The sequence below is a fragment of the Paraburkholderia sp. LEh10 genome, from assembly GCF_017814945.1.
GTDB lineage: Bacteria > Pseudomonadota > Gammaproteobacteria > Burkholderiales > Burkholderiaceae > Paraburkholderia.
In genome coordinates, this window is record NZ_JAGIPX010000002.1 from 239,071 (window position 1) to 258,165 (window position 19,095).

Sequence of the window (19,095 nt, forward strand, 5' to 3'; positions counted from 1 at the left end):
GTATCTAGACCGGTGGGAATGAGGTATTCGCGAGACCGTTGCCGTTCCACTCGCCCTCGGCCTGATTCCAGAGCCACGACAGAATGTCCGAACCATCGACGGCCGTGCCCGCGCCAGCCGCCTCCCAGTGGAGGAACGGGAACTTCGCTTTCACGCTGTTCGCGGTCATCCCGCTGTGCAAGCTGACATACGTCGCGACATCGTTGTCGCTCAACGGCTCGTGATAGTCGAAGTCCGGATTGCCGGCGGGGTCCGTCGCCGACAGCACGTTGCCCTTGAATGCGCGCGGCGTGATCCGGCCGTCGTTGCGCCGCGTGTAGTCGTTCGCGTCATGAGGCGGGACAGGCGGCGCGATGTTGCGCGTGCAACGCGTGACGAAGTATTCGCCGAGCGCGGTGCCGAGCACGTGACCCGCGATGCTGTCGATGGGAAAGTGAACGCCCGCCACTGTACGGTTCACGGCGACGCGGTACGCCTGTCTCATCGCCTGCTGGTAGTACACGGAACCGGGCTTCTGATTGAAAAGCGCGCACAGCACGACAGCGATAATGAACGCCTGGGTCGAATGGCCGCTCGGCAACGAGCCATGCCCCGGCGTCTGGATCATCGGCTGCACCTGCGTCGAATACTCGAGCGCGCGAGCCGCGGCGATCGCGTGCTTGAAGCGTATTTCCACGAAGATGGCGAGACGCACGGCCGTGTCGAGCAGTTCGATCGTCTTCGGCGTACGGCTCGGATGCAGATAGATCAGCGCGCTCCAGAAGGCCACTTGCGGCCCCATCTGGCAGAGGATTTCCGCCATGCGGTCTTCACGAAGGTCCGCATAGAAGTCGAGCCACTCGGCCTGTCTGGCGAAGACCTCTTTGTCCGGACGGCTCAGGCTGACGATCTTCACGTCGTTCGCGCCCTGCGCCGATGGCCGGTGCCATAGCTGCGTATGGGTGTCCGCGCTTCCCTTATTTTCTATCGAGAAGCGCAGGCTCGACAGCAGTTCGAAATCGAACACGGTCGCGCGCACCCACGGCTCCCATCGCCAGAGTTGCCGATAGTCGTCGAGATCCTTGAAGTTCTGAACGTCGAAGTCCAGCGTGACCCGCTCCGGCGTTCGCCAACTGCCGACAATGCCATCGCGATGCCCGATCAGCGCCTCGGCGAATAGCGGCCCGTCGCACGGTATGCCGCCGCCGCCCTGATCGTACACGCCGCCTGCGCCACCCGCGCCTCCCGCGCCGCCTGCACCACCCGCGCCGCCTGCACCACCCGCGCCGCCTGCACCACCCGCACCGCCTGCTCCTCCTGCACCGCCAAGTCCGCTCACGATAGGCCTCCTCTCTCAGGGATCCCGCACCGCATTCACAACTTCGCTTCTTCTAGGCAGGCAATCCCGCCTGCCGCAATGCTTCCGACCATATCTTCCCGGTCTTGTACGCGCCGCTAGGCGAGCGCTCGAGATAGCTCTTGACCGTCAGCGTCGGATCGAGCGCAAGCACCTCGTTGACGGTCCGACGCGCCGCATCGAGGTCGCCCGTCAGCGATTGCGCGATTGCCAGCGCGCGCAACGTCGATGTGTTGGTTCGATTCACGCGCAACGAACGCTGCGCCAGTTCAACGGCGCGTTCGTAGCGGCCCGCCGACAGCGCCGCCGTCGCGCCCAGCGACTCGTAGAAATAGCGCAACGGATCGAGCGGCGAGAGGCGCAGCGCGCGCTCCGTAGCATCGACGGCTTCTTCGCCCTCGCCTTCGAATGCGAGCAGCGTGCCTTTGAGCAGCCACGCGAGCGAATCGTTGGGATTCACCGAAAGCGCGCGTTCGTAGCGCTGTTGTCCGATGTCGAGCTGCTTGAGCAGGTTCGTATGCACGAAGCCGTCGATCGTCAGCGCAAGCGAGCATTCAGGATCGGCGTCGAGCGCGCGGCGCGTGCAGTCGAGGGCCGCCTGTGCCTGACCCACGCGGTCATCCGTCCAGCCGCGATTGAAGCGCAGCACATGCCACTTGCCGAGCCACGCGTGGGGCAACGCCTGCCGTCGCGCGCGGTCGATGAGCGCTTCGAGCATGTCGCGCGCGCGATGGAAATCGTGCGAGACGCCGCGATGCATGAGCACGATTGCGCTCATCAGCAGCGTCGAACTGGCGAGGGTCGGCAGCGCCAGCGAGCGCGCGCGCTCCAGTTCGCGATCGATGATCGCGCCGCTCGTTTCGGCGACGACGCGGTCGATCAGTTCGTCCTCGCCGAGCATGATGTGCGTCGCGCGGCCCCGGATGCTCTGGGTCCACAGGATGTGCCGCGACTTCGCCTCCGCCAGTTCGACGACGAGCACGACCTGATCGCCCGACGTGCGATATGCGCCCGACAACACATAGCGCGCGCCGAGAAACGCGCTGATTTCGTCGAGCGTCGCGTCGCGTTCGCGAAACGCGGTGGTCGACAGACGCGATATCACTTGCATCTCGGCCGTGCGCGACAGCGACGAAATGATCTCGTCCGCCATCACTTCGCCGAGCACCTGCTGCTCGGCCTCGCCGCCGCGCGACGCGAAAGGGATCACGGCGATCGTCGGCCTCAGCTCGGGCAGGAACGCGCAGCCCGGCCCGATCACGGGACGCGGGCCGGGCGGCCCGATGCGGTACGCGCGCACCGGCTGTTCGAAGTGCTTCAGGTGGCATTCGCCGAGGTCTTCGATATCCGCGTCGAGTTCGGGCGTCAACTGGTCGCGCACCTGCGCGGAGACCACGATCTCGCCCGGCCCCGCGAGCGTGTAGAGACGCGCGGCCAGATTGACGCCGCGCCCGTAGACGTCGCGCTCGTCTTCATAAAGCTCGGTGACATGCAGGCCCATGCGCAGCAGCATGTGTCGTTCGGGCGGCACGCCCGCGTTCGCTTCGTCCGACGCGCGCCGGATCGCAAACGTGGCCGCGAGTCCATCGCGCAGTTCGACGAACGTGACCATCAGCCCGTCGCCTTCCGTCCTGATCAGGCGGCCGCGATGCGCGGGCACGATCTCGTTCTCGATGTGCGCCTTGAACTTGCGCCACCGCCCGGCTGCTTCGACCTCGTTGTCCTGGATCAGCCGGCACGACTCCACCAGATCCATGAACAGCACCGTGCGGCTGACACGGGCCAGTCCATCGGATGAGCAGGAAGAATCTGCGGTCACTTTCTTCAAGCCTTTTTTAAAGGGCTAACTACGCGGTAATGAGGGCCTCCGGCGTCCCTGGACGACCTGTGGCTGGTATGTGTTATAGATCAAAAAATGTCGTTGAAAGCCGACTTTTTTGCGGCGCACCCGCGCCGTTCAAACTCCAGAAACACGGCACGGCAATTGATATCGCGTATGTAAATAAACCGCTGCGAATGAAACTAATTCTTCGCGCGCAGCTTGTCGGCTTCGAGTCGGCGCGTGATCAGGTGGATCAGATAGGTCGCGAATTCCGGGTCCTGGTAATAGAGGCGCATCGCTTCCGTGGCGGAGACCATCAGCAGTTCGCAATCGCTGATGCAGCGCGCCGTGCAGGTGCGCAGGTGATCGGGCGAAAACAGCCCGATCTCGCCGAGTATCGTGCCCTGGCCCACTACGATATTGATTTCGACGAGGCTCACCGTTCCGCGCACGACGTAATACAGCGCATCGCTCGGATCGTCCTTGTGAAACAGCACTTCGCCCGACTTGAAGCGCGTCGGCATCGTGAACGCGAGCAGGCGGCCCACCGAAAGCTGGCCGTCGAGCGCGTGATGCAGCTGCGCGTCGCCGATCTTCTGCAAGCGCGCGGCGGCCACGCTCGCCTGGCCGCGGCTGCCGACCTTCAGCGCCTTGTAGACGGTGTACAGATGCACCTTGACCGTGCCTTCCGTGATGTTCAGCTGCTTTGCAATCGACTTGTTGGTTTCGCCTCGCGCAGCGAGCGCGAGCACCTGGATCTGGCGCGGCGTCAGTACTTGCGCGTTGGTGTCGGCGCCCGCTTCGGGTGCGCGCACAACGTCAGTGGAGAGCGTCGGCAGCGCCGCTGGGTCCAGCACGGGCGGCGCCGAAGCAGGATAGCGGCTGCCCGCCAGCAGCAGACGCAGCGCGTCCAGCAGCGCGCTGCCCGATTCCGATTTGTCGAGATGGCCCGCCACGCCCGCCGACATGAACTGCTCGACGGTCTGCGGATCGACGGCTGTCAGCAGCACGAGCACGGGCAGCCCCGCCTTCAACCGCTGCGACGCGCTGGCCACGCTGAGCGCGTCGGGCAGGCAGTCGCCGTCGACCACGATCAGGTCCGCGGGCCACGCGTTCTCGAAGACGTTCGATGCGTAATCCGCGCATCGCACTTCGATGTGCTCGCCGAGGTCGCCCAGAAGGCGCGCGACGCCATCGCGAAACAGGCCCGCGGGAGCGACGAACAGAATGAGCATGCGCGTGAAGTTCATTGCGATTGTTCGAGGGTTCATGCGCCCGTGCGTCCAATGCGTGCATCGGCCGATTGATATGAATAAAGCGTAACGCGGCGCGATGCGAGCGTGTGCGCACTGCTAACCGTTATAGGCGACGCGCGGCGATGCGTCTTGCGCGATACAAGACAAAGCCGCGAGGTCATGTGCGCTCGACAAAAGCAATACAAGCGCAGTTGCGCGCGCGTATAGCGGTCGCATCGGCGATGCGCGCCGACGACGCAGAGCATCCTGCTCCACCTCAGTGCAGAAACGTCTCGACGACTCCAACCGCCGCGCAAAGCACGACGACAAGCAATGGCCGCGCGTTCCAGCGCGTGAGCAACAGCAACGCGATCACGGCGACCGCGAAGTCGATTGCCGACAGCATGGCGCTCGTCCATACGGGCGAATAGAACGCACTCGCAAGCAGGCCGACGACAGCGGCATTCGCCCCCGCGAGCAATGCCGCCACGGGCGGGCGCATTCGCAACGCTTGCCAGTGCGGCAACACCGCGATGACCAGCAGCAGGCCCGGAAGAAAAATGCCCGCCGTCGCGCAGAGCGCGCCCAGCCCGCGGAGGGATGCCGGGCTCATGATCCAGCCGAGATACGACGCGAACGTGAAGAGCGGACCGGGAACGGCTTGCGCCGCGCCATAGCCCGCGAGGAAATCGTTCGCCGGTATCCATCCGCTTGCGACCGTCGCCTGCTGCAGCAACGGCAGCACGACATGCCCGCCGCCGAACACGAGCGCGCCGGAGCGATAGAACACGTCGAACAGCCTGAGCGTCCACGCGGAAGGACGAAGCGCTTCGAGCGCCGGTAAGCCGGCCAGCAGCCCACAGAACAATCCGAACGCAACGACGCTCGCAATACGCGGCAGGGAAAACGCCTCGGCATCGCGCGACGCGCCGCCTGCGGGCTGCGCCGCGGACGTCTTGCACAGCACGAGTCCGAGCAGCGCTCCACCGCCGATCACGACGATCTGCGCGTACACCGTATGGAGCACGCTGAGCACGGCGAGCGCCGCGAGCGCTATGGCGGCGCGCGGACGGTCGGCGCACAGGCGGCGCGCCATGTCCCAGATCGCTTGCGCGACGACGGCCACGGCGACGAGCTTCAGTCCATGCACGAGGCCTTTGCCGAGCGCATTGTCGAGCAGACCGGCAAGACTCGCATAGCCGATCATCAGGATCGCCGACGGCAGCGTGAAACCCAGCCATGCCGCGAGTCCTCCCCACCAGCCCGCTCGCAGCAGACCGATCGAAAAGCCCACCTGGCTGCTCGCCGGTCCGGGCAGAAACTGGCAGAGCGCGACCAGATCGCCGAAGACCGATTCGTCGAGCCAGCGACGTCGCTCGACGAACTCGCGCCGGAAGTAGCCGATATGCGCGACCGGCCCGCCGAAGCAGGTGCAGCCCAGTTGCAGGAAGACACACAGTACTTCGAACGCGGTGCCTGCGCGCGTCTGCCGGCGCGGCGTGCTTTCACTTTTCATAAGGGCTCGTCGACAGACGTGAGATGCGGACAGGCGACATGCGCCGCATGCGCCTTCGCGGCGCGCATCACTTTAGCGCAAACTGCTTGCTTCGCTGCATGTCCGCGCGAGAAATCACGTCATGAAGCGTCGCACGCTGCATCGCGCGGATGACGAACGGTTGACGACGGATGACAGGCGGAGTGCTTCGCATGCGCCGACCGCGATGCGGGCATCGTCATGCGATGCCCGCCGCTGGTCCTTGCGTCCTATTTGAGGTCGACGGTCACGAAGCTGCGCGCGTGATTGCGCTGGATCAGCAGCGCCGCCTTCTTGCCGGCCTTCGCCGCAAGCGACGCCAGTTCGTCTTGAGACGCGACCAGCTCGCCATTCAGCGACAGCACGATATCTCCCGGCTTGATGCCCGCGTTGCCCGCCGTCCCCGTCACGCCATCGACCATCAGGCCTTCGGCGAGTCCGCTCGTGCGCCGCTCGTCGTCGGTCAGCGGATGCATGACGAGGCCGAGGTGATCCAGCGCGCTCACCACGCCGGCGCCCGCGCCTGCTCCCGTCCCCGTCCCAGTCCCTGTGCCCGTTCCCGTGGCCGCGGCCGCATTCGACCCGGACGCGAGGTTGACCATCAGCGCCATCTGCTTGCGATTGCGGATGAGTTTCACGGGGACTTTCGTGCCCGTCTGCAGCGCCGCGTCCTGCTCGGCGAAATCGGCGGCGCGCTCGATCGGCGCATCGCCGACCTGCACGATCACATCGCCGGGCTTCAGCTTGCTCGCGGCGGCAGGGCTGCCTGGCTCGACGGCGATCACGAGCGCACCCGCCGCGCGCGGCAGACCGAATGCACCCGCGAGCCCCGGATCGACGTCCTGCACCTGCAAGCCGAGACTGCCGCGCGAATCCTTGTTCTGTGCCTGCACCTGCCCGCGCACCTTGCTGGTCATATTGATCGGGATTGCGAACGTCAGGCTCTGGAAGCGATCGCTATCGGAATAGACCTGCATGTGGATGCCGATCACCTCGCCCGCGCGGTTGAACACGGGGCCGCCCGAGTTGTCCGGATTCAATGAGCCGTCGGTCTGGAAGAACGGAAACGTGGTGCCGTCCGCGAGCGTGCGTGAAGTCGCGCTGACGATGCCCGCCGTCACGGTGTTCTGGTAACTGTCGGGCGAACCGATCGTCAGCACCTGCTCGCCGACGCGCACGCGCGACGAGTCGCCGAGCCTGACGGCCGGCAGCTTCGTCGCGTCGATCTGGAGCACGGCGACGTCGCTTTGCGCATCGACGGCCACGACTTTCGCCTTGAACTCGCGCCGGTCGGTGAGGCGCACCGTCACATCGTCCGATTGGTCCACGACATGCGCCGTCGTCAGAATCAAACCGTTCGGGCTCACGATGAAACCCGAGCCCACGCCCGAGGTCGCGCGCAGCCCGCTACTCTGGCTGTCCTGCCCTTGCGGCATGGTCTGCTTGAAGAACGCGAAGACGGGGTCGTCGCCATCGATGGCTTCCGAGCCCGGTCCCGATGCGGGCGCAGGCGCGGCACCCGCCGGCGCCTTCTCCTGTACCGTCGCGCGAATGTTCACCACAGCGGGTCCATAGCGCTCGACGATGACCGGGAAGTCGACGGGCGCGCTCGCGTTCGCGGATGCCGCGTGCTTCTCTTTTGCCGGCGACGACGCGGGCTGCGGCACGGACGCAGCGGCGACCGTCGATGCCATCGCCGTTGCCTCGGCGCACGGACAAGCGGCAAGACATGCCATTGTCACGGCTGTGTAGAACCAGCAGCGGGATAGGGTCGAGTGAAACACAGCGCACCTCCATGGCGGTCGTTTTGCCAGGCACTGTGAAGAGATTATTTCGCGCGCAGCAGCCGGCGACTGTGACACAGCACACCGATGATTCCGAAAAGGGAAGGCAACGCGGACAGCCATCGCGTGGAGAACGATCGAGCTGCGAGCGCGAATGGACGCGACGGACCCTTTATGCTTGTCTGGGTGGATCGAAGCCGACGTGAAATACGGATGCATGTTTGCCCGCGATGGACAATCGGGACGCGAGCGGTTCGCTCACGCGCGCGTCACGCATCGGCCTGGCCGATGCAATGAACGCAGCGCATGTCCTGATTGATTTATAGGGAAACGGCGAACAAATTGCAGCGAGTACAAATCCTGGCATGCGTCAAAGGCACGCCTATCGGTACGCTGATAGACCAATGAGCGCGAATTGCTACACCCTCACGGCTTGCTCGCGAGCACGCAAAACGCGTCATCGTTTTGTGCCAGTTTTGCGTCGATGAAACCGGCGGCGGCAAACTGTTCGCGCGTCACGCTACTGCGCGCCTTGCAGATCCGCAATGGCCGCTGCAAGAAAGCGCGCGGCCTCGCCGCCCGTGACGACGCGATGATCGAACGTCAAACTCAGCGGCAGGATCCGATGCACGGCAGGCGCGCCATCGGCCGCGACGACCTGCTCGTGGATGCGCCCCGCGCCGAGTATCGCAACGGTTGGCGGCACCACTACGGGCGCCGCGTATTTGCCTGCGATCATGCCGAAGTTCGACAACGTGATCGTGTTGCCGCGCAGCTCTTCGGGCGGAATCTTGCGCGCGCGAATGTCCGCGCGCATCCGGTCGAGACCGCCGCGCAAGTCCGCTGCATCGCGCTGCGCAACGTCGCGCAGCACGGGCACGAAGAGTCCGTCGGGCAGATCGACGGCAATGCCGACATCGATCTTCTTCAATACATGCCGCCGCCCCGTATGGCCGTCGAACCACGCGTTCAGGCCGGGCTCCGCGCGACAGCCCGCGACGAGCGCGCGGATCAGCCGGATCGTGACGTCGGTATGCGGCGGCCATGCGTGGATGTCGGCATCGTCGATCACGGTCGCGGCGGCCACTTCGCTCTGCGCGCGCGCCATGTTCTGCGCCATCGCGCGCCGCACGCCGCGCAGCACTTCGGGCGGACCGAGCTCGCCAAGTATCTTCGCGACGCGCTGCACGTCTGCCGCCGTGACCACGCCTTCCGGTCCCGACGGCGTCACCATCGACAGATCGACATCGAGCTTGCGCGCGAGCGCCCGCGCGGCCGGAATCGCCTTGATCACGCCGGCGCCCGCGCCCATGCCCGCGCCTATGCCTGCGCCCATGCCTTCGCCCAATGCGGCAGGCGCTTCCTGCACGACATGCTGGCCGACTTCCATATGGCCGACCACGGTGCCCGCGTCGGCTTCGTCGCCCGCGCCTTCGAACGCGACGAGCGGCGCGCCCAGATGCACGATGTCGCCGACGTTGCCGAACAGCTTCGCGACGCGCCCCGTTTGCGGCGACGGAATATCGACGATCGCCTTCGCCGTTTCGACGGACAGCAGCGGCTGGTCCGCGCGAATCTCGTCGCCCGGCTTGACATGCCACTCGACGATCTCGGCCTCCTGCAAGCCTTCGCCCAAGTCGGGCAGTTTGAAGATCTTCATAGCTTCACGACGCCTCCAGAGCCTGCCTCACCGCGGCGACCACACGCACGGTGCTGGGCATGTAATGACTTTCGAGCCGGTACAGCGGCACCACGACGTCATAGCCGGTGACGCGCTGCACGGGCGCGAGCAGCGAGTAAAGCCCGCGCTCGGCGATATTCGCAGCGATCTCCGCGCCGATGCCGCCCGTGCGCGAGCCTTCGTGCACGATCACGCAGCGGCCCGTCTTCGCGACGGATGCAAGGATCGTGTTCATGTCGATCGGCTTGAGCGTCGCGACATCGATCACTTCGGCCATCACGCCGTCCTGCGCGAGCAGTTCGGCGGCCGCCTGCGCCTCCTGCACGGCGCCGCCCCAACTTACCAGCGTCACGTCCGAGCCGTCGCGCAGCGTGAAGCAGGTGTCGAGGGGCAACGCCTCACCCGTGTCGTCCACCGTTTGACGGAACAGACGATAGAGGCGCGTCGGCTCGAAGAAGATCACGGGATCGGGATCGCGTATCGCGGCGAGCAGCAGTCCATACGCGCGCGCCGGCGACGACGGCGTGACGACGCGCAAGCCGGGGATGTGCGCGAACAGCGCTTCGGGGCTCTCCGAGTGATGCTCGGGCGCGTGTATGCCTGCGCCGCATGGCGAGCGGATCACGAGCGGACAGGCAAGGCGTCCGCGCGTGCGATGCCGCAGACGCGATGCGTGGTTCAACACGTGATCGATCGTCGGATAGACGAAGCCGCTGAACTGGATCTCGGCGACGGGCTTCAGGCCCATCGCCGCCATGCCGATCGCCGTGCCCGCGATCGCCGCTTCGGCGAGGGGCGTATCGATCACGCGTTGCGCGCCAAAGCGCGTCTGCAATCCCGCTGTTGTGCGGAACACGCCGCCGTTCACGCCGATGTCTTCGCCGAGCAGCACCACGGCGGGATCGTGTTCGAGCTCGTAGGCCATTGCCTGGTTGAGAGCATCGACCATGTTCAGATCAGCCATGGCCGTTCTCCCGCCGGTTCGCCGCAACGGGCGCGAACCGCTCGACGCTCGCCAGTTGGTCGCGCAGCGCGTGCGGCAAGGTTTCGTACAGGTGATCGAACATCGCCGAAGGTTCGGGCGGCGCGACGGCGAGATACGCTTCGACAGCCTGTTCGACCTGCGCATGACATGCCTTGCCGAGTGCTTCGTCCTGCGCTTTGTCCAGCACATTCATCCGCATCAGATACGTGCGCAGGCGCAGCAGCGGCTCGTACTCCCACTGCTTGCGGATCAGCTCCGGCTCGCGATAGCGGGTCGCATCGTCGGCCGTCGTGTGGTCGCCGAGACGATAGCTGAGCGCTTCGATCAGTGTCGGGCCATCGCCGCGCCGCGCTTTCGCGAGCGCTGCATGCATGACCTGATGCATCGCGATGACGTCGTTGCCGTCGACCTGCAAGCCGTCGATGCCCGCCGCGACCGCCTTTTGCGCAAGCGTCTGCGCGGCGCTCTGCATGCTGCGCGGCACCGAGATCGCCCACTGGTTGTTGTTGATGACGAGCACGAGCGGCGCTTGCCAGACGCCCGCCATGTTCATCGCCTCGTAGAAGTCGCCCTTCGACGTGCCACCGTCGCCGAAGATCGCAACGGCGACGCGCGGCTCGCCGCGCAGCTTGAACGCGTAGGCCGCGCCCGCCGCGTGGCACACCTGGGTGCCGATCGGCACGCAGTTCGGAAAGTCGAGGCGCGGAACGGCGAAATCGCTGCCGCGCTCGTCGCCGCCCCAGTACAGCAGGCTTTCCGTCATCGTGACGCCGCGCAGCAATTGCGCAGCGTGATCGCGATATGAAGGGAACAGCACGTCGTCGGCCTGCATCGCGCTCGCGACGCCGACGCCGATCGCCTCCTGCCCCACCGACGATGCAAACGTGCCGAGCTTGCCGGTGCGCTGCAACGCAACCGCCTTGGTGTCGAACGCGCGGGTGAGCACCATCGCGCGATATAGCGGGAGCAGCGCCGCGGGGTCGCGCGCGAAGGCCGGAAACGGCTGGACGGCGACACCGTCGGCACCGAGGTATTGCGTGTATCCGATGTGGAAACTGGCAGCCGTGGTCATGACCGCCCTCCTTGTTCTTTCAGATGTCGAATACGTGCCTGGACTCGCACGCAGCACGCGCAAATCCGGCTCGCGCTCCACTCCGAGCAGCAAGCTTTATGCTTGGACAGTGGAAACACGCGAATGGTGCGGGTTTCGTGGGTTGATCGTTTACACGTAGTCGGTCGCGGCGCGGGTCTGTCGCAATGCAAAACGCGCTGCAGCGCGCGTACCGCCCCGCGCGCTTCGGGCACGCGCGGTGCTTCACGAAAAGGTTCGACAAACGCGGCACAATACGGCTAGCCGCACCGCCAACCCTCATTGCGAGATCGAGCATGGAAACGAAACTCACCGCCCACCTGCCCACCGTCGATGTCGAAATCACGCGGCGCAAATTGCCCGAGGCGGGCGCAGAAAGCGTCGCGATTCACATCACGGCCGTGCCGTCCGTCGAAGCGGCCGCGCAGTGGTTCTTGCAGCCAGGTCTGCTTTCCGCTGCGTCGCCGTTGTCTGCGCTGTCTCCGTTTTCGCTGCTATCGCCGCTGTCGCTATGGAGCATGTGGATGCGCGCCTGGCAACCGTGGTTCGCGATGGTTGCGGCGCCCGAGCAAGGGTCGGCTGAACGCGACAGGCGGTTGACGGACAAAAGCGCCGCAGCGCGCTCGTGACGCCGATCGCGCCGGCTGCACCCGCCACCCGTCACGTATGAGGAGGAGCGAACATGCGCGCAATGGTTTTCGACGGTTCGAGCCCTGTGCTCGCCGAGCGCGATTTGCCCGAACGCACGCCCGCCGCAGGCGAGTTGCTGATCGACGTGCTCGCATGCGGCGTATGCCGGACCGATCTGCATGTGGTCGATGGCGAACTGAGCGAGCCTAAGCGTCCCGTCATTCCCGGGCATGAGATCGTCGGCCGGGTTGCGGCCCGCGGGGCGGACGTGACGAAGTTCGAGATCGGCGACCGTGTCGGCGTGCCGTGGCTCGGCAGAACCTGCGGCGTTTGTCCATATTGCGCGAGCGGCCGCGAGAACCTGTGCGACGACCCGGCGTTCACCGGCTACACGCTCGACGGCGGCTACGCGGAGCAGGTCGTCGCCGACAGCCGCTACTGCCTGCATCTGCCCGAGCGCTACGACGACGCGCAAGCCGCGCCGCTGCTCTGCGCGGGGCTCATCGGCTACCGGACGCTCAGCATGGCGGGCGACGCGAAGCGCGTCGGCATCTACGGTTTCGGCGCGGCGGCGCACATCGTCGCGCAGGTCGCGCGGCATCAGGGGCGCGCCGTCTATGCGTTCACGCGCGCGGGCGATGCCACGGCGCAGCAGCTCGCGCGCAGGCTCGGCGCGGCATGGGCGGGCGGCAGCGATGAAGCGCCGCCCGATCCCCTCGACGCCGCGCTGATTTTCGCGCCCGTCGGCGCGCTCGTGCCGGCCGCGCTGAAGGCCGTGGTCAAGGGCGGCGTCGTGGTTTGCGGCGGCATCCACATGAGCGACATCCCGGCGTTTCCGTATGCGTTTCTGTGGGGCGAGCGGCGCGTGGTGTCGGTCGCGAACCTCACGCGCGCCGATGGCGAAGCGTTCATGAAGATCGCGGGCGAAATGCAGCTCGATATCGAAGTCACACGCTATCCGCTCGCTGAGGCGAACCGCGCGCTCGACGATCTGCGCGCGGGACGCGTGTCGGGTGCGGCCGTTTTGATGGTGCGCTAAAGCGCGGGTAATCCGGCGTTCGAGCGGCGCGGGACGGGATGGCAGGGTCTTGCGCTGCTTCCTGCGGCTGCGAAGGAGGATCGTGAGGCGACGGGCACGCGCGCATCGTCAGAAGATCTAAGCGGCTTGTGTGTGTCGTCAGCCGTTCGAGCGACAGCACGCCCATGTTGGACTTGCCAGTTGGCAACAACCGTTGCCGTCATGGGTCGATCCGATGCTCCAGCGGCAGATAGCCGGCTGGAGCGGGCACGAAATGGGCAGTCCCAGATATAACTTCCCATCAGTAGCCATCGAGGTCTCAAAGTGGCTAGCCCTGGTCAGTAGGGATGGCTATGAACCGGACGGAGTGCCTTTGTCTACTACTGGAACTACTGGACCTTGACCAGCGCAGGCGGGTAGTAAGTGCCGTTGGCTACGCCATCAAGTGGACCATAGTAGCGGAACGTTAGCCGGTAATTGACGCCGCGCGGCGTCGGCAGCCAGTTTCCTTCGGGTGCGTTCGCTGGCTTTTGAGCGGCGAAATACAGCGTCAGGGATCCGTCCGGCCCGTAGGTCAGGCCCGACTGTTCGTTGATCAGATACTTTTGCAATGGGTTGGGCAGCACCCGGAAGCGCGTGCTATCCACCGCTATGACAGACCAGAAATATTTCGCGAAGCGCGACGGCAATGCATCCTTCGGGAACGTCAACGTGTACACATGATCGCCGTTGAGTTCAGCGCCAGTCGAATCAGCGGCGCCTCGATAGTAAAGCACCTCCGGTTTGATATTGGCCCAGATGCCCCGGTAATTGACGAGTGTGCGGGTGAGATAGTCGATACCATACTCGCCGACGACGCCGGGCCGAGCCCAGCCGTCTTGCACCGTTCCATGCCCGATGATCCTGCCGCCCTCGGCGATGTCACGGAACGCCTTCGTGCGTATTACGTTATCAATCCGGTTGCGCTGCTCTGGTATCTGAGCTGCCGCGGCCACGCGACGCGCCAACGCCTGCATGGACTCCAGTCCCGGGTTCCTGTCCGGGTCGCTATCGAGCGCGACGTTCGCCGCGTCAAATGCCTCCACGCCAGGAAACGCCTCCAGCCCGAAAATAGGAGTCTTGGGGACAGACGGAAGCTCAGGGGCGCCCGTGGCTGTCAGCCTGAATTGATGCTGCAATGCCACCGCCGTGTCAGGATCGGCACCAAGCGCAACGCGTGTCAGCACCCGGGCGTACTTGACGGGCAGATCGATACGCGTCGCGCTGGAGGGCAGCGTGACTTTTGCACCCTTCAGACAGAGCGCGAAGTCACCCGCCGTCTTTTGCGGAAAGACACGCTCATTGATGTTGGCCAGTGTCTCTCCCCAACCGCTGAGAATCTGCACCGTATAGTAGCGTCCGCTAATCTGCGGAACGCTGATGATCGTGCAACTGTTTTCGTCTACTGCAAGCCACGCCTCAGAGTACGCGACGTCAAGATTCGGATTCGGCCAGTCGACCGCACCGGGCTTACGATGCAACAGCTCATTCCATTTGAATCCTTCCTGGAAGTCGAGTTGCTGCTGGCGCGTCACCAATAACCGGCCCAGGAGGTAGACGTACGCCTGGCTGATTTGCTCGTCGGTGACGTGAGCCGTGCTTGCGGCATCGGCGTCCGCCGCCCGGGCTGCCGTTACGACACCCGCAGCCTGTTGGTGGGCCGAAGCCGGAGAAAGGGCGGCGATCGCCGCAGCAGTCGCACCCGCGAAGATGAATCGGTAAAGCGGTTTCATGAAACTCCCTAGCTTGTAGACGCGTCGCACTTATTGGGCTAACCCTGCCTTTTACGTTCCCTGAAAGTTTGCCGCTACCGGAAGCAGGTTTGGTTTTGGGAACGTCCGGTTTCGGGCCGCAAACGCTCGGTCTCGACACCTTAGACGTCGAGGTGACGCATTCGCCACCCCTCGAAGATAGGGGGATGACGAGCATCAATCTGCAAACACAAGAATCTTGTGCATTCCTCATTCGCGTCTGGCTACCGGTGCATTGCCGGAACCGAATTCGATGAATGAGGCATTGAAAAATTTGCGGAGCATGATCGATTAGCGCAACGAGTCGGCCGAACTCAGGCTAACGCGTAGTGGGCTCGCGGACGGCGTATCGAAGACTAAATGCGGTTCTCGACGTTGCGACCTGGCATTCCGGCCGGCAAGCGCCATAAAGTCCCCGCGAATCGCGATTGCCACAGCGCATCGCCGAGCAGCCTGAAGGCCATCGTGCACATGAACCGCTTCGAGATGATCTGAATCAAAAAGCGTATGGCCATCGCCGACGCTACACGTCGCCGCCGCGGTGACGACGGCCATGCCGAAGCTGTTTGCAGTCGCTTTGGCAAATCCGGGATGTAGCCGGCGGCGCGCCCCTTGTCGAGCCATGCGACGCCGGCGCATCAGCCGCCCAACGCGATGATCGCCATCGTCAGCACGACGCCCAGTGTCGTCATCGCCAGACCCGCTTTCACCCCACTCGCACCCGAAACACGCCCGAGCGCAAGACCAGCGCCGAACAGCATCACGAGCGTAAGCACACGCGACACGACAAGCGCCGTCGCGACGTCCTTGAATATGACAAACGGCAACGCAACCGGAAAAGTCGATACGACCACGAGCAGGAAGATAGCAAGCGCGCCGATAAAGTCGTCGAGTATGAAGCGTGCACGAGCGGGCAGCGTCTGTGTTACGGCGAGACGCGCACGGATCAACTCGAGTTCGGCGTCGGCGACCAGCGGCTTAAACGCTCTTGGCAATGCATCGCGCAATGCACGAACAGCGGCGGCTGGATCCTGTTCGCGCTTCACCGTCATCGCGAGCGAGAGGCGGCGACCGCGATTGGTCAGCGTGCGGACAAGATACATCACGGCGTCCGCGAGGCCCCACGCGAGGTTGCATCCCAAAGCGGACAACAGCATCTTGCGGCCCGCGTCTTCGCCCGCCGTGACGGCCGATACCGCGCCGACAAACGTCAGCGCCATGAACAGACCAAAGCACAGTTCCGACACGCGATCGACGGTATCCAGCACCGGCTCGCGCACTTCGGGTTCATGCCCGTCGGCCAGCGTCGTTGTGTTCATATGGCCTCCTGTCGTGGCGGTTGCCGCCGTGTTCTCCTTTTATACGAATGCTACGCGTCTCGCCCCGGCGGCGATATTGGACCAAAGGCGCACGTCCGGCGCTTGCGCGTGCCGGACGTGCGTCCCTGCATCGAGCTCGTTGCGCGACGGGACCGTGTGCACCGGGCACCCACGCACGCTCATAGCCCGACTGCGTCGCGCCCTAACTGATCAGCCCATAAACGGCGATGGCCGCGTAATACAGCGGCGCGACGCGAAAGAAGCGCTTGATATGGAAACGCAATGGACATGACGCGCATCCGCGCAACGCTCGTGATCGACTTCGAGCGTGATGAAGATCGTGATCGCGCTGATCACGAAGAACAGTTGCACGCCGTATTGGCCCATGCGGGCCAGCGTCGCGACGGCATGCGGCAGGGTGGGAACTAAAACGACAGGTGTACCGCGACAACCCCGACGAATGCGAGCACCCGGCCAGCGTCGAGCGCGGCAACGCGTCCTTGCACCATCGACTGTCCTTCTCGCGTTCTGGCTGCGCCCTGTCAAAGGCCGCGAGGTGCGTGGACAAACAGTGCTTTGCGTAAGCTCCCGCTTCTTTTAATCGATCCGGCTCGCGCGGGCAATCCGCCCGCGCATCTGTCAGGCGGCCGCCGGTTGCTGCGCCAGATGCAATCCTTCTCTGCTTGCGTTGTGCTCGTCGATCAACCGATAAACGGTCGCCCCCGGCACCGTTTCCGATTCGAGCAACTGGTTCGCAATCGCGCGCAACACAGGTTCGTTATCGCTCAACAGCGTGTAGCACGCTTCATTCAGGTCCTTGAGCAGGATATTCGCGTGCCCGATCGCATTCTTCATCTGCAGACCCGCATATTGCGCGGGAAGCGCGGCAAGGCTGAACAGATTGCCGTCCGCGTTGAAACCGAACTTCGACACCATGTCGAGACTGATCCGCGATGCTTCCTGCAAGTCCTGCGCAGCACCGCTCGAAGCTTCCGAGAACATCAGCAGCTCGGCATTGCGCCCGCCCAGCAGCACCTGGATCTCATTGCGCATTTCGGTTTCGCGGTACAGGTGCTTGTCCTGTGTCTTCGTGATCAGCGCCACGCCGAGCGCGCCGCCGCGCGGCAGAATCGTCACCTCTTCGAGGATGCCCGTGCCGAGCAGCGCCGCCACGAGTCCGTGCCCTGCCTCATGAACGGCGATGCGCGTGCGCTCCTCTTCCGTGAGCGCGCGCTCCGCGCCATTCACGTCGCCGATGCGCGCAATCTTGATGGCTTCGACGAAATGCCGCGACGCGACCTCGTCATCGCCCGCCTTGCGCGCGACGAGCCCAGCCTGATTGACGACCATCGCCAGCGTCGCGGGCGAAAGGCCCGTAGTCAGCCGCGCGAGCTGATTGAAGTCGATGTCATCGGATTTCGACGTCAGATTCTCCGCATAGAAGCGGATGATCTCCGCGCGATCTTCGAGATCGGGCAGACGAACCTGCACCGTACGATCGAAACGGCCGGGCCGGCGCAATGCTTCGTCGAGATTGTCCGGATGGTTCGTCGCCGCCACGATGATCACGCCCTCGTTCGATGCGAAGCCGTCCATTTCCGCGAGCAACTGGTTGATGATGCGGTTGCTCTCCGCCTCGACGGGGCCGCCGCCCGTGTCGGTGCGCTTCGCGAGACCGTCGGCTTCGTCGATGAAGATGACCGTCGGCGCATTCTTGCGCGCGAGTTCGAACAGGTGCTTGACCTTCTGGATACCCACGCCGTAGTACTTCGCGCTGAAGTAGCTGCCCGTGATCGAAATGAAGTTCGCGCCGCACTCGCCCGCGAGCGCTTGCGCAAGACGCGTCTTGCCGACGCCGGGACCGCCCGTCATGAGAATGCCGCAGGGCGCGCGCACGCCCAGGCCCGTGAACTGCTTCGGGTTGGTCAGATAGGCCTGGATATCGGCAAGCGCGGCCTTTGCCTCACCCGCGCCGATCACGTCGTCGAACGACAGCGCCGGGGTCTTTTCCAGGAGCCGCGCGCCGCCCGTCATTTCACGGCGCATGAACCACGCGAGTCCACCGATCAGCAGCAGCGGCAGCAGCAGACTGATGATGTCGCGTGTCTTGTCGAACGCGTCAGCCCAGCGCGCGGAGCCAGTATGAACGTTCGCATCGGGCAGCCATACGAGCTGATACGGCGAGCGCGCGTCCGCTTTCATTTCGCCCAGCAGCAGCGCATTCGAGAATGCCGAGTTGTGATCGGTGACGTAGTACTTCGCGCCGTCGTCCGTCGATACGAGAATCGCATTCGGACTCACGCCGATTGCCGCGACGTTGTGCCCCCGGATGTCCCGCAACATCTCCGACGCGTCCCGTTCCTGATGCGTCCATGCCGAGGTGTCCTTGCGCATTTCGTTGGCGATGCCCGTGAGCGCCGGCATGCTTTTGACGTCCGCCTGTTGACGGCGCAGATGCACAAACGTGAAAAGCACCGCGAATGCCGTCGCCGTCACGCCAAGAGTCACATATCGGCCGTATCGGGACCAGAACGTATTCTTTGCCGGTTTCATCAGTTGATTCCTAAAACGGGCCACATCGCGGCCTTCACGCGTTGCGTGGACGATCGATAGGGAGCGCCGCGCGCATCACGCGCGCAACAGGGCTGGGCGGAATTGGGGCTGGGCTACGGGAAGCATAGCCGCGAGCGAGGAAGGGACCAGCTCTTTACTGCAATGACGGTCGGTAAAAAAGACACGCGTATGTGTCCCTCTTTCGACCGCGGTGCACATCTCGCATTATGCCCAGGCTTAGCCTTTTTTCCAAAACGCCAGAAAGGCGCTTATTTCAGGGCTGATACGCGCAATCGCCCTGCTGATGCGGCGCGGCGC

General features: G+C 64.5%; 13 protein-coding genes and 1 pseudogene. 2 read left to right on the top strand and 12 right to left on the bottom strand.

The window, feature by feature from the left end; all coding sequences use genetic code 11:
- Nucleotides 1–4: 4 nt before the first annotated feature.
- The 8 genes from J8I87_RS45925 to pdhA all read right to left on the bottom strand — a co-directional run bounded on the left by J8I87_RS45925 (nucleotide 5) and on the right by pdhA (nucleotide 11,449).
- Nucleotides 5–1,318: a phosphatase PAP2 family protein gene (locus tag J8I87_RS45925; RefSeq protein ID WP_209929902.1), complete on the bottom strand. Its 1,314-nt coding sequence runs from the start codon at nucleotides 1,316–1,318 to the stop codon at nucleotides 5–7.
- Nucleotides 1,319–1,370: 52 nt separating this feature from the next.
- The gene (locus tag J8I87_RS02755) at nucleotides 1,371–3,155 is read right to left on the bottom strand and encodes an adenylate/guanylate cyclase domain-containing protein (RefSeq protein WP_209929903.1); all 1,785 of its coding nucleotides are present in this window, start codon (nucleotides 3,153–3,155) and stop codon (nucleotides 1,371–1,373) included.
- Between the two features lie 203 nt (nucleotides 3,156–3,358).
- Nucleotides 3,359–4,429: a LuxR C-terminal-related transcriptional regulator gene (locus J8I87_RS02760; protein WP_245253655.1), complete on the bottom strand. Its 1,071-nt coding sequence runs from the start codon at nucleotides 4,427–4,429 to the stop codon at nucleotides 3,359–3,361.
- A gap of 241 nt (nucleotides 4,430–4,670) precedes the next feature.
- Nucleotides 4,671–5,909, bottom strand: coding sequence for a chromate efflux transporter (gene chrA / locus J8I87_RS02765; RefSeq protein WP_209929904.1), 1,239 nt, complete (start codon nucleotides 5,907–5,909; stop codon nucleotides 4,671–4,673).
- Between the two features lie 248 nt (nucleotides 5,910–6,157).
- On the bottom strand, nucleotides 6,158–7,663 hold the full coding sequence (locus J8I87_RS02770) for a trypsin-like peptidase domain-containing protein (RefSeq protein ID WP_209929967.1): 1,506 nt from the start codon (nucleotides 7,661–7,663) through the stop codon (nucleotides 6,158–6,160).
- Nucleotides 7,664–8,231: 568 nt separating this feature from the next.
- Nucleotides 8,232–9,371 carry a dihydrolipoamide acetyltransferase family protein gene (locus tag J8I87_RS02775; RefSeq protein ID WP_209929905.1) on the bottom strand — a complete coding sequence of 380 codons (1,140 nt, stop codon included), beginning with the start codon at nucleotides 9,369–9,371 and terminating at the stop codon, nucleotides 8,232–8,234.
- A gap of 4 nt (nucleotides 9,372–9,375) precedes the next feature.
- Nucleotides 9,376–10,356 carry an alpha-ketoacid dehydrogenase subunit beta gene (locus J8I87_RS02780; RefSeq protein WP_209929906.1) on the bottom strand — a complete coding sequence of 327 codons (981 nt, stop codon included), beginning with the start codon at nucleotides 10,354–10,356 and terminating at the stop codon, nucleotides 9,376–9,378.
- Nucleotides 10,349–11,449 (bottom strand): pyruvate dehydrogenase (acetyl-transferring) E1 component subunit alpha, encoded by a 1,101-nt coding sequence (gene pdhA / locus J8I87_RS02785; RefSeq protein WP_209929907.1) that lies wholly within the window; start codon nucleotides 11,447–11,449, stop codon nucleotides 10,349–10,351. Before pdhA ends, J8I87_RS02780 begins: the two co-directional genes overlap by 8 nt.
- Before the next feature lie 314 nt (nucleotides 11,450–11,763).
- Here pdhA and J8I87_RS02790 point away from each other — a divergent pair, with 314 nt between their 5' ends.
- Entirely contained in the window at nucleotides 11,764–12,096 is a 333-nt protein-coding gene (locus tag J8I87_RS02790; protein ID WP_209929908.1) for a hypothetical protein, read from the top strand.
- A 53-nt stretch (nucleotides 12,097–12,149) separates the two neighbouring features.
- Entirely contained in the window at nucleotides 12,150–13,136 is a 987-nt protein-coding gene (locus J8I87_RS02795) for a zinc-dependent alcohol dehydrogenase family protein (RefSeq protein ID WP_209929909.1), read from the top strand.
- A 368-nt stretch (nucleotides 13,137–13,504) separates the two neighbouring features.
- Here the strand turns inward: J8I87_RS02795 and J8I87_RS02800 are convergent, their stop codons facing one another.
- The 4 genes and pseudogenes from J8I87_RS02800 to J8I87_RS02815 all read right to left on the bottom strand — a co-directional run bounded on the left by J8I87_RS02800 (nucleotide 13,505) and on the right by J8I87_RS02815 (nucleotide 18,777).
- Entirely contained in the window at nucleotides 13,505–14,887 is a 1,383-nt protein-coding gene (locus J8I87_RS02800; RefSeq protein ID WP_209929910.1) for a DUF1214 domain-containing protein, read from the bottom strand.
- A 656-nt stretch (nucleotides 14,888–15,543) separates the two neighbouring features.
- Nucleotides 15,544–16,224, bottom strand: a complete 681-nt coding sequence (locus J8I87_RS02805) for a VIT1/CCC1 transporter family protein (RefSeq protein WP_209929911.1) — start codon at nucleotides 16,222–16,224, stop codon at nucleotides 15,544–15,546.
- A 205-nt stretch (nucleotides 16,225–16,429) separates the two neighbouring features.
- Nucleotides 16,430–16,733: pseudogene (locus tag J8I87_RS44445) on the bottom strand (acyltransferase family protein); the annotation flags it as partial.
- 130 nt (nucleotides 16,734–16,863) lie between these two features.
- Complete coding sequence (locus J8I87_RS02815; protein ID WP_209929913.1) at nucleotides 16,864–18,777, bottom strand: AAA family ATPase; 1,914 nt, start codon at nucleotides 18,775–18,777, stop codon at nucleotides 16,864–16,866.
- Nucleotides 18,778–19,095 lie beyond the last annotated feature (318 nt).

Excerpts from the sequence above, each read along its gene's own strand:
- J8I87_RS02795 (WP_209929909.1), top strand. The coding sequence starts at position 12,150 with ATGCGCGCAATGGTTTTCGACGGTTCGAGCCCTGTGCTCGCCGAGCGC.
- J8I87_RS02805 (WP_209929911.1), bottom strand. The coding sequence starts at position 16,224 with ATGAACACAACGACGCTGGCCGACGGGCATGAACCCGAAGTGCGCGAG.
- J8I87_RS02760 (WP_245253655.1), bottom strand. The coding sequence starts at position 4,429 with ATGAACCCTCGAACAATCGCAATGAACTTCACGCGCATGCTCATTCTG.
- J8I87_RS02800 (WP_209929910.1), bottom strand. The coding sequence starts at position 14,887 with ATGAAACCGCTTTACCGATTCATCTTCGCGGGTGCGACTGCTGCGGCG.
- J8I87_RS02770 (WP_209929967.1), bottom strand. The coding sequence starts at position 7,663 with ATGGCATGTCTTGCCGCTTGTCCGTGCGCCGAGGCAACGGCGATGGCA.
- J8I87_RS02775 (WP_209929905.1), bottom strand. The coding sequence starts at position 9,371 with ATGAAGATCTTCAAACTGCCCGACTTGGGCGAAGGCTTGCAGGAGGCC.
- J8I87_RS02790 (WP_209929908.1), top strand. The coding sequence starts at position 11,764 with ATGGAAACGAAACTCACCGCCCACCTGCCCACCGTCGATGTCGAAATC.
- J8I87_RS02780 (WP_209929906.1), bottom strand. The coding sequence starts at position 10,356 with ATGGCTGATCTGAACATGGTCGATGCTCTCAACCAGGCAATGGCCTAC.
- pdhA (WP_209929907.1), bottom strand. The coding sequence starts at position 11,449 with ATGACCACGGCTGCCAGTTTCCACATCGGATACACGCAATACCTCGGT.
- J8I87_RS02815 (WP_209929913.1), bottom strand. The coding sequence starts at position 18,777 with ATGAAACCGGCAAAGAATACGTTCTGGTCCCGATACGGCCGATATGTG.
- chrA (WP_209929904.1), bottom strand. The coding sequence starts at position 5,909 with ATGAAAAGTGAAAGCACGCCGCGCCGGCAGACGCGCGCAGGCACCGCG.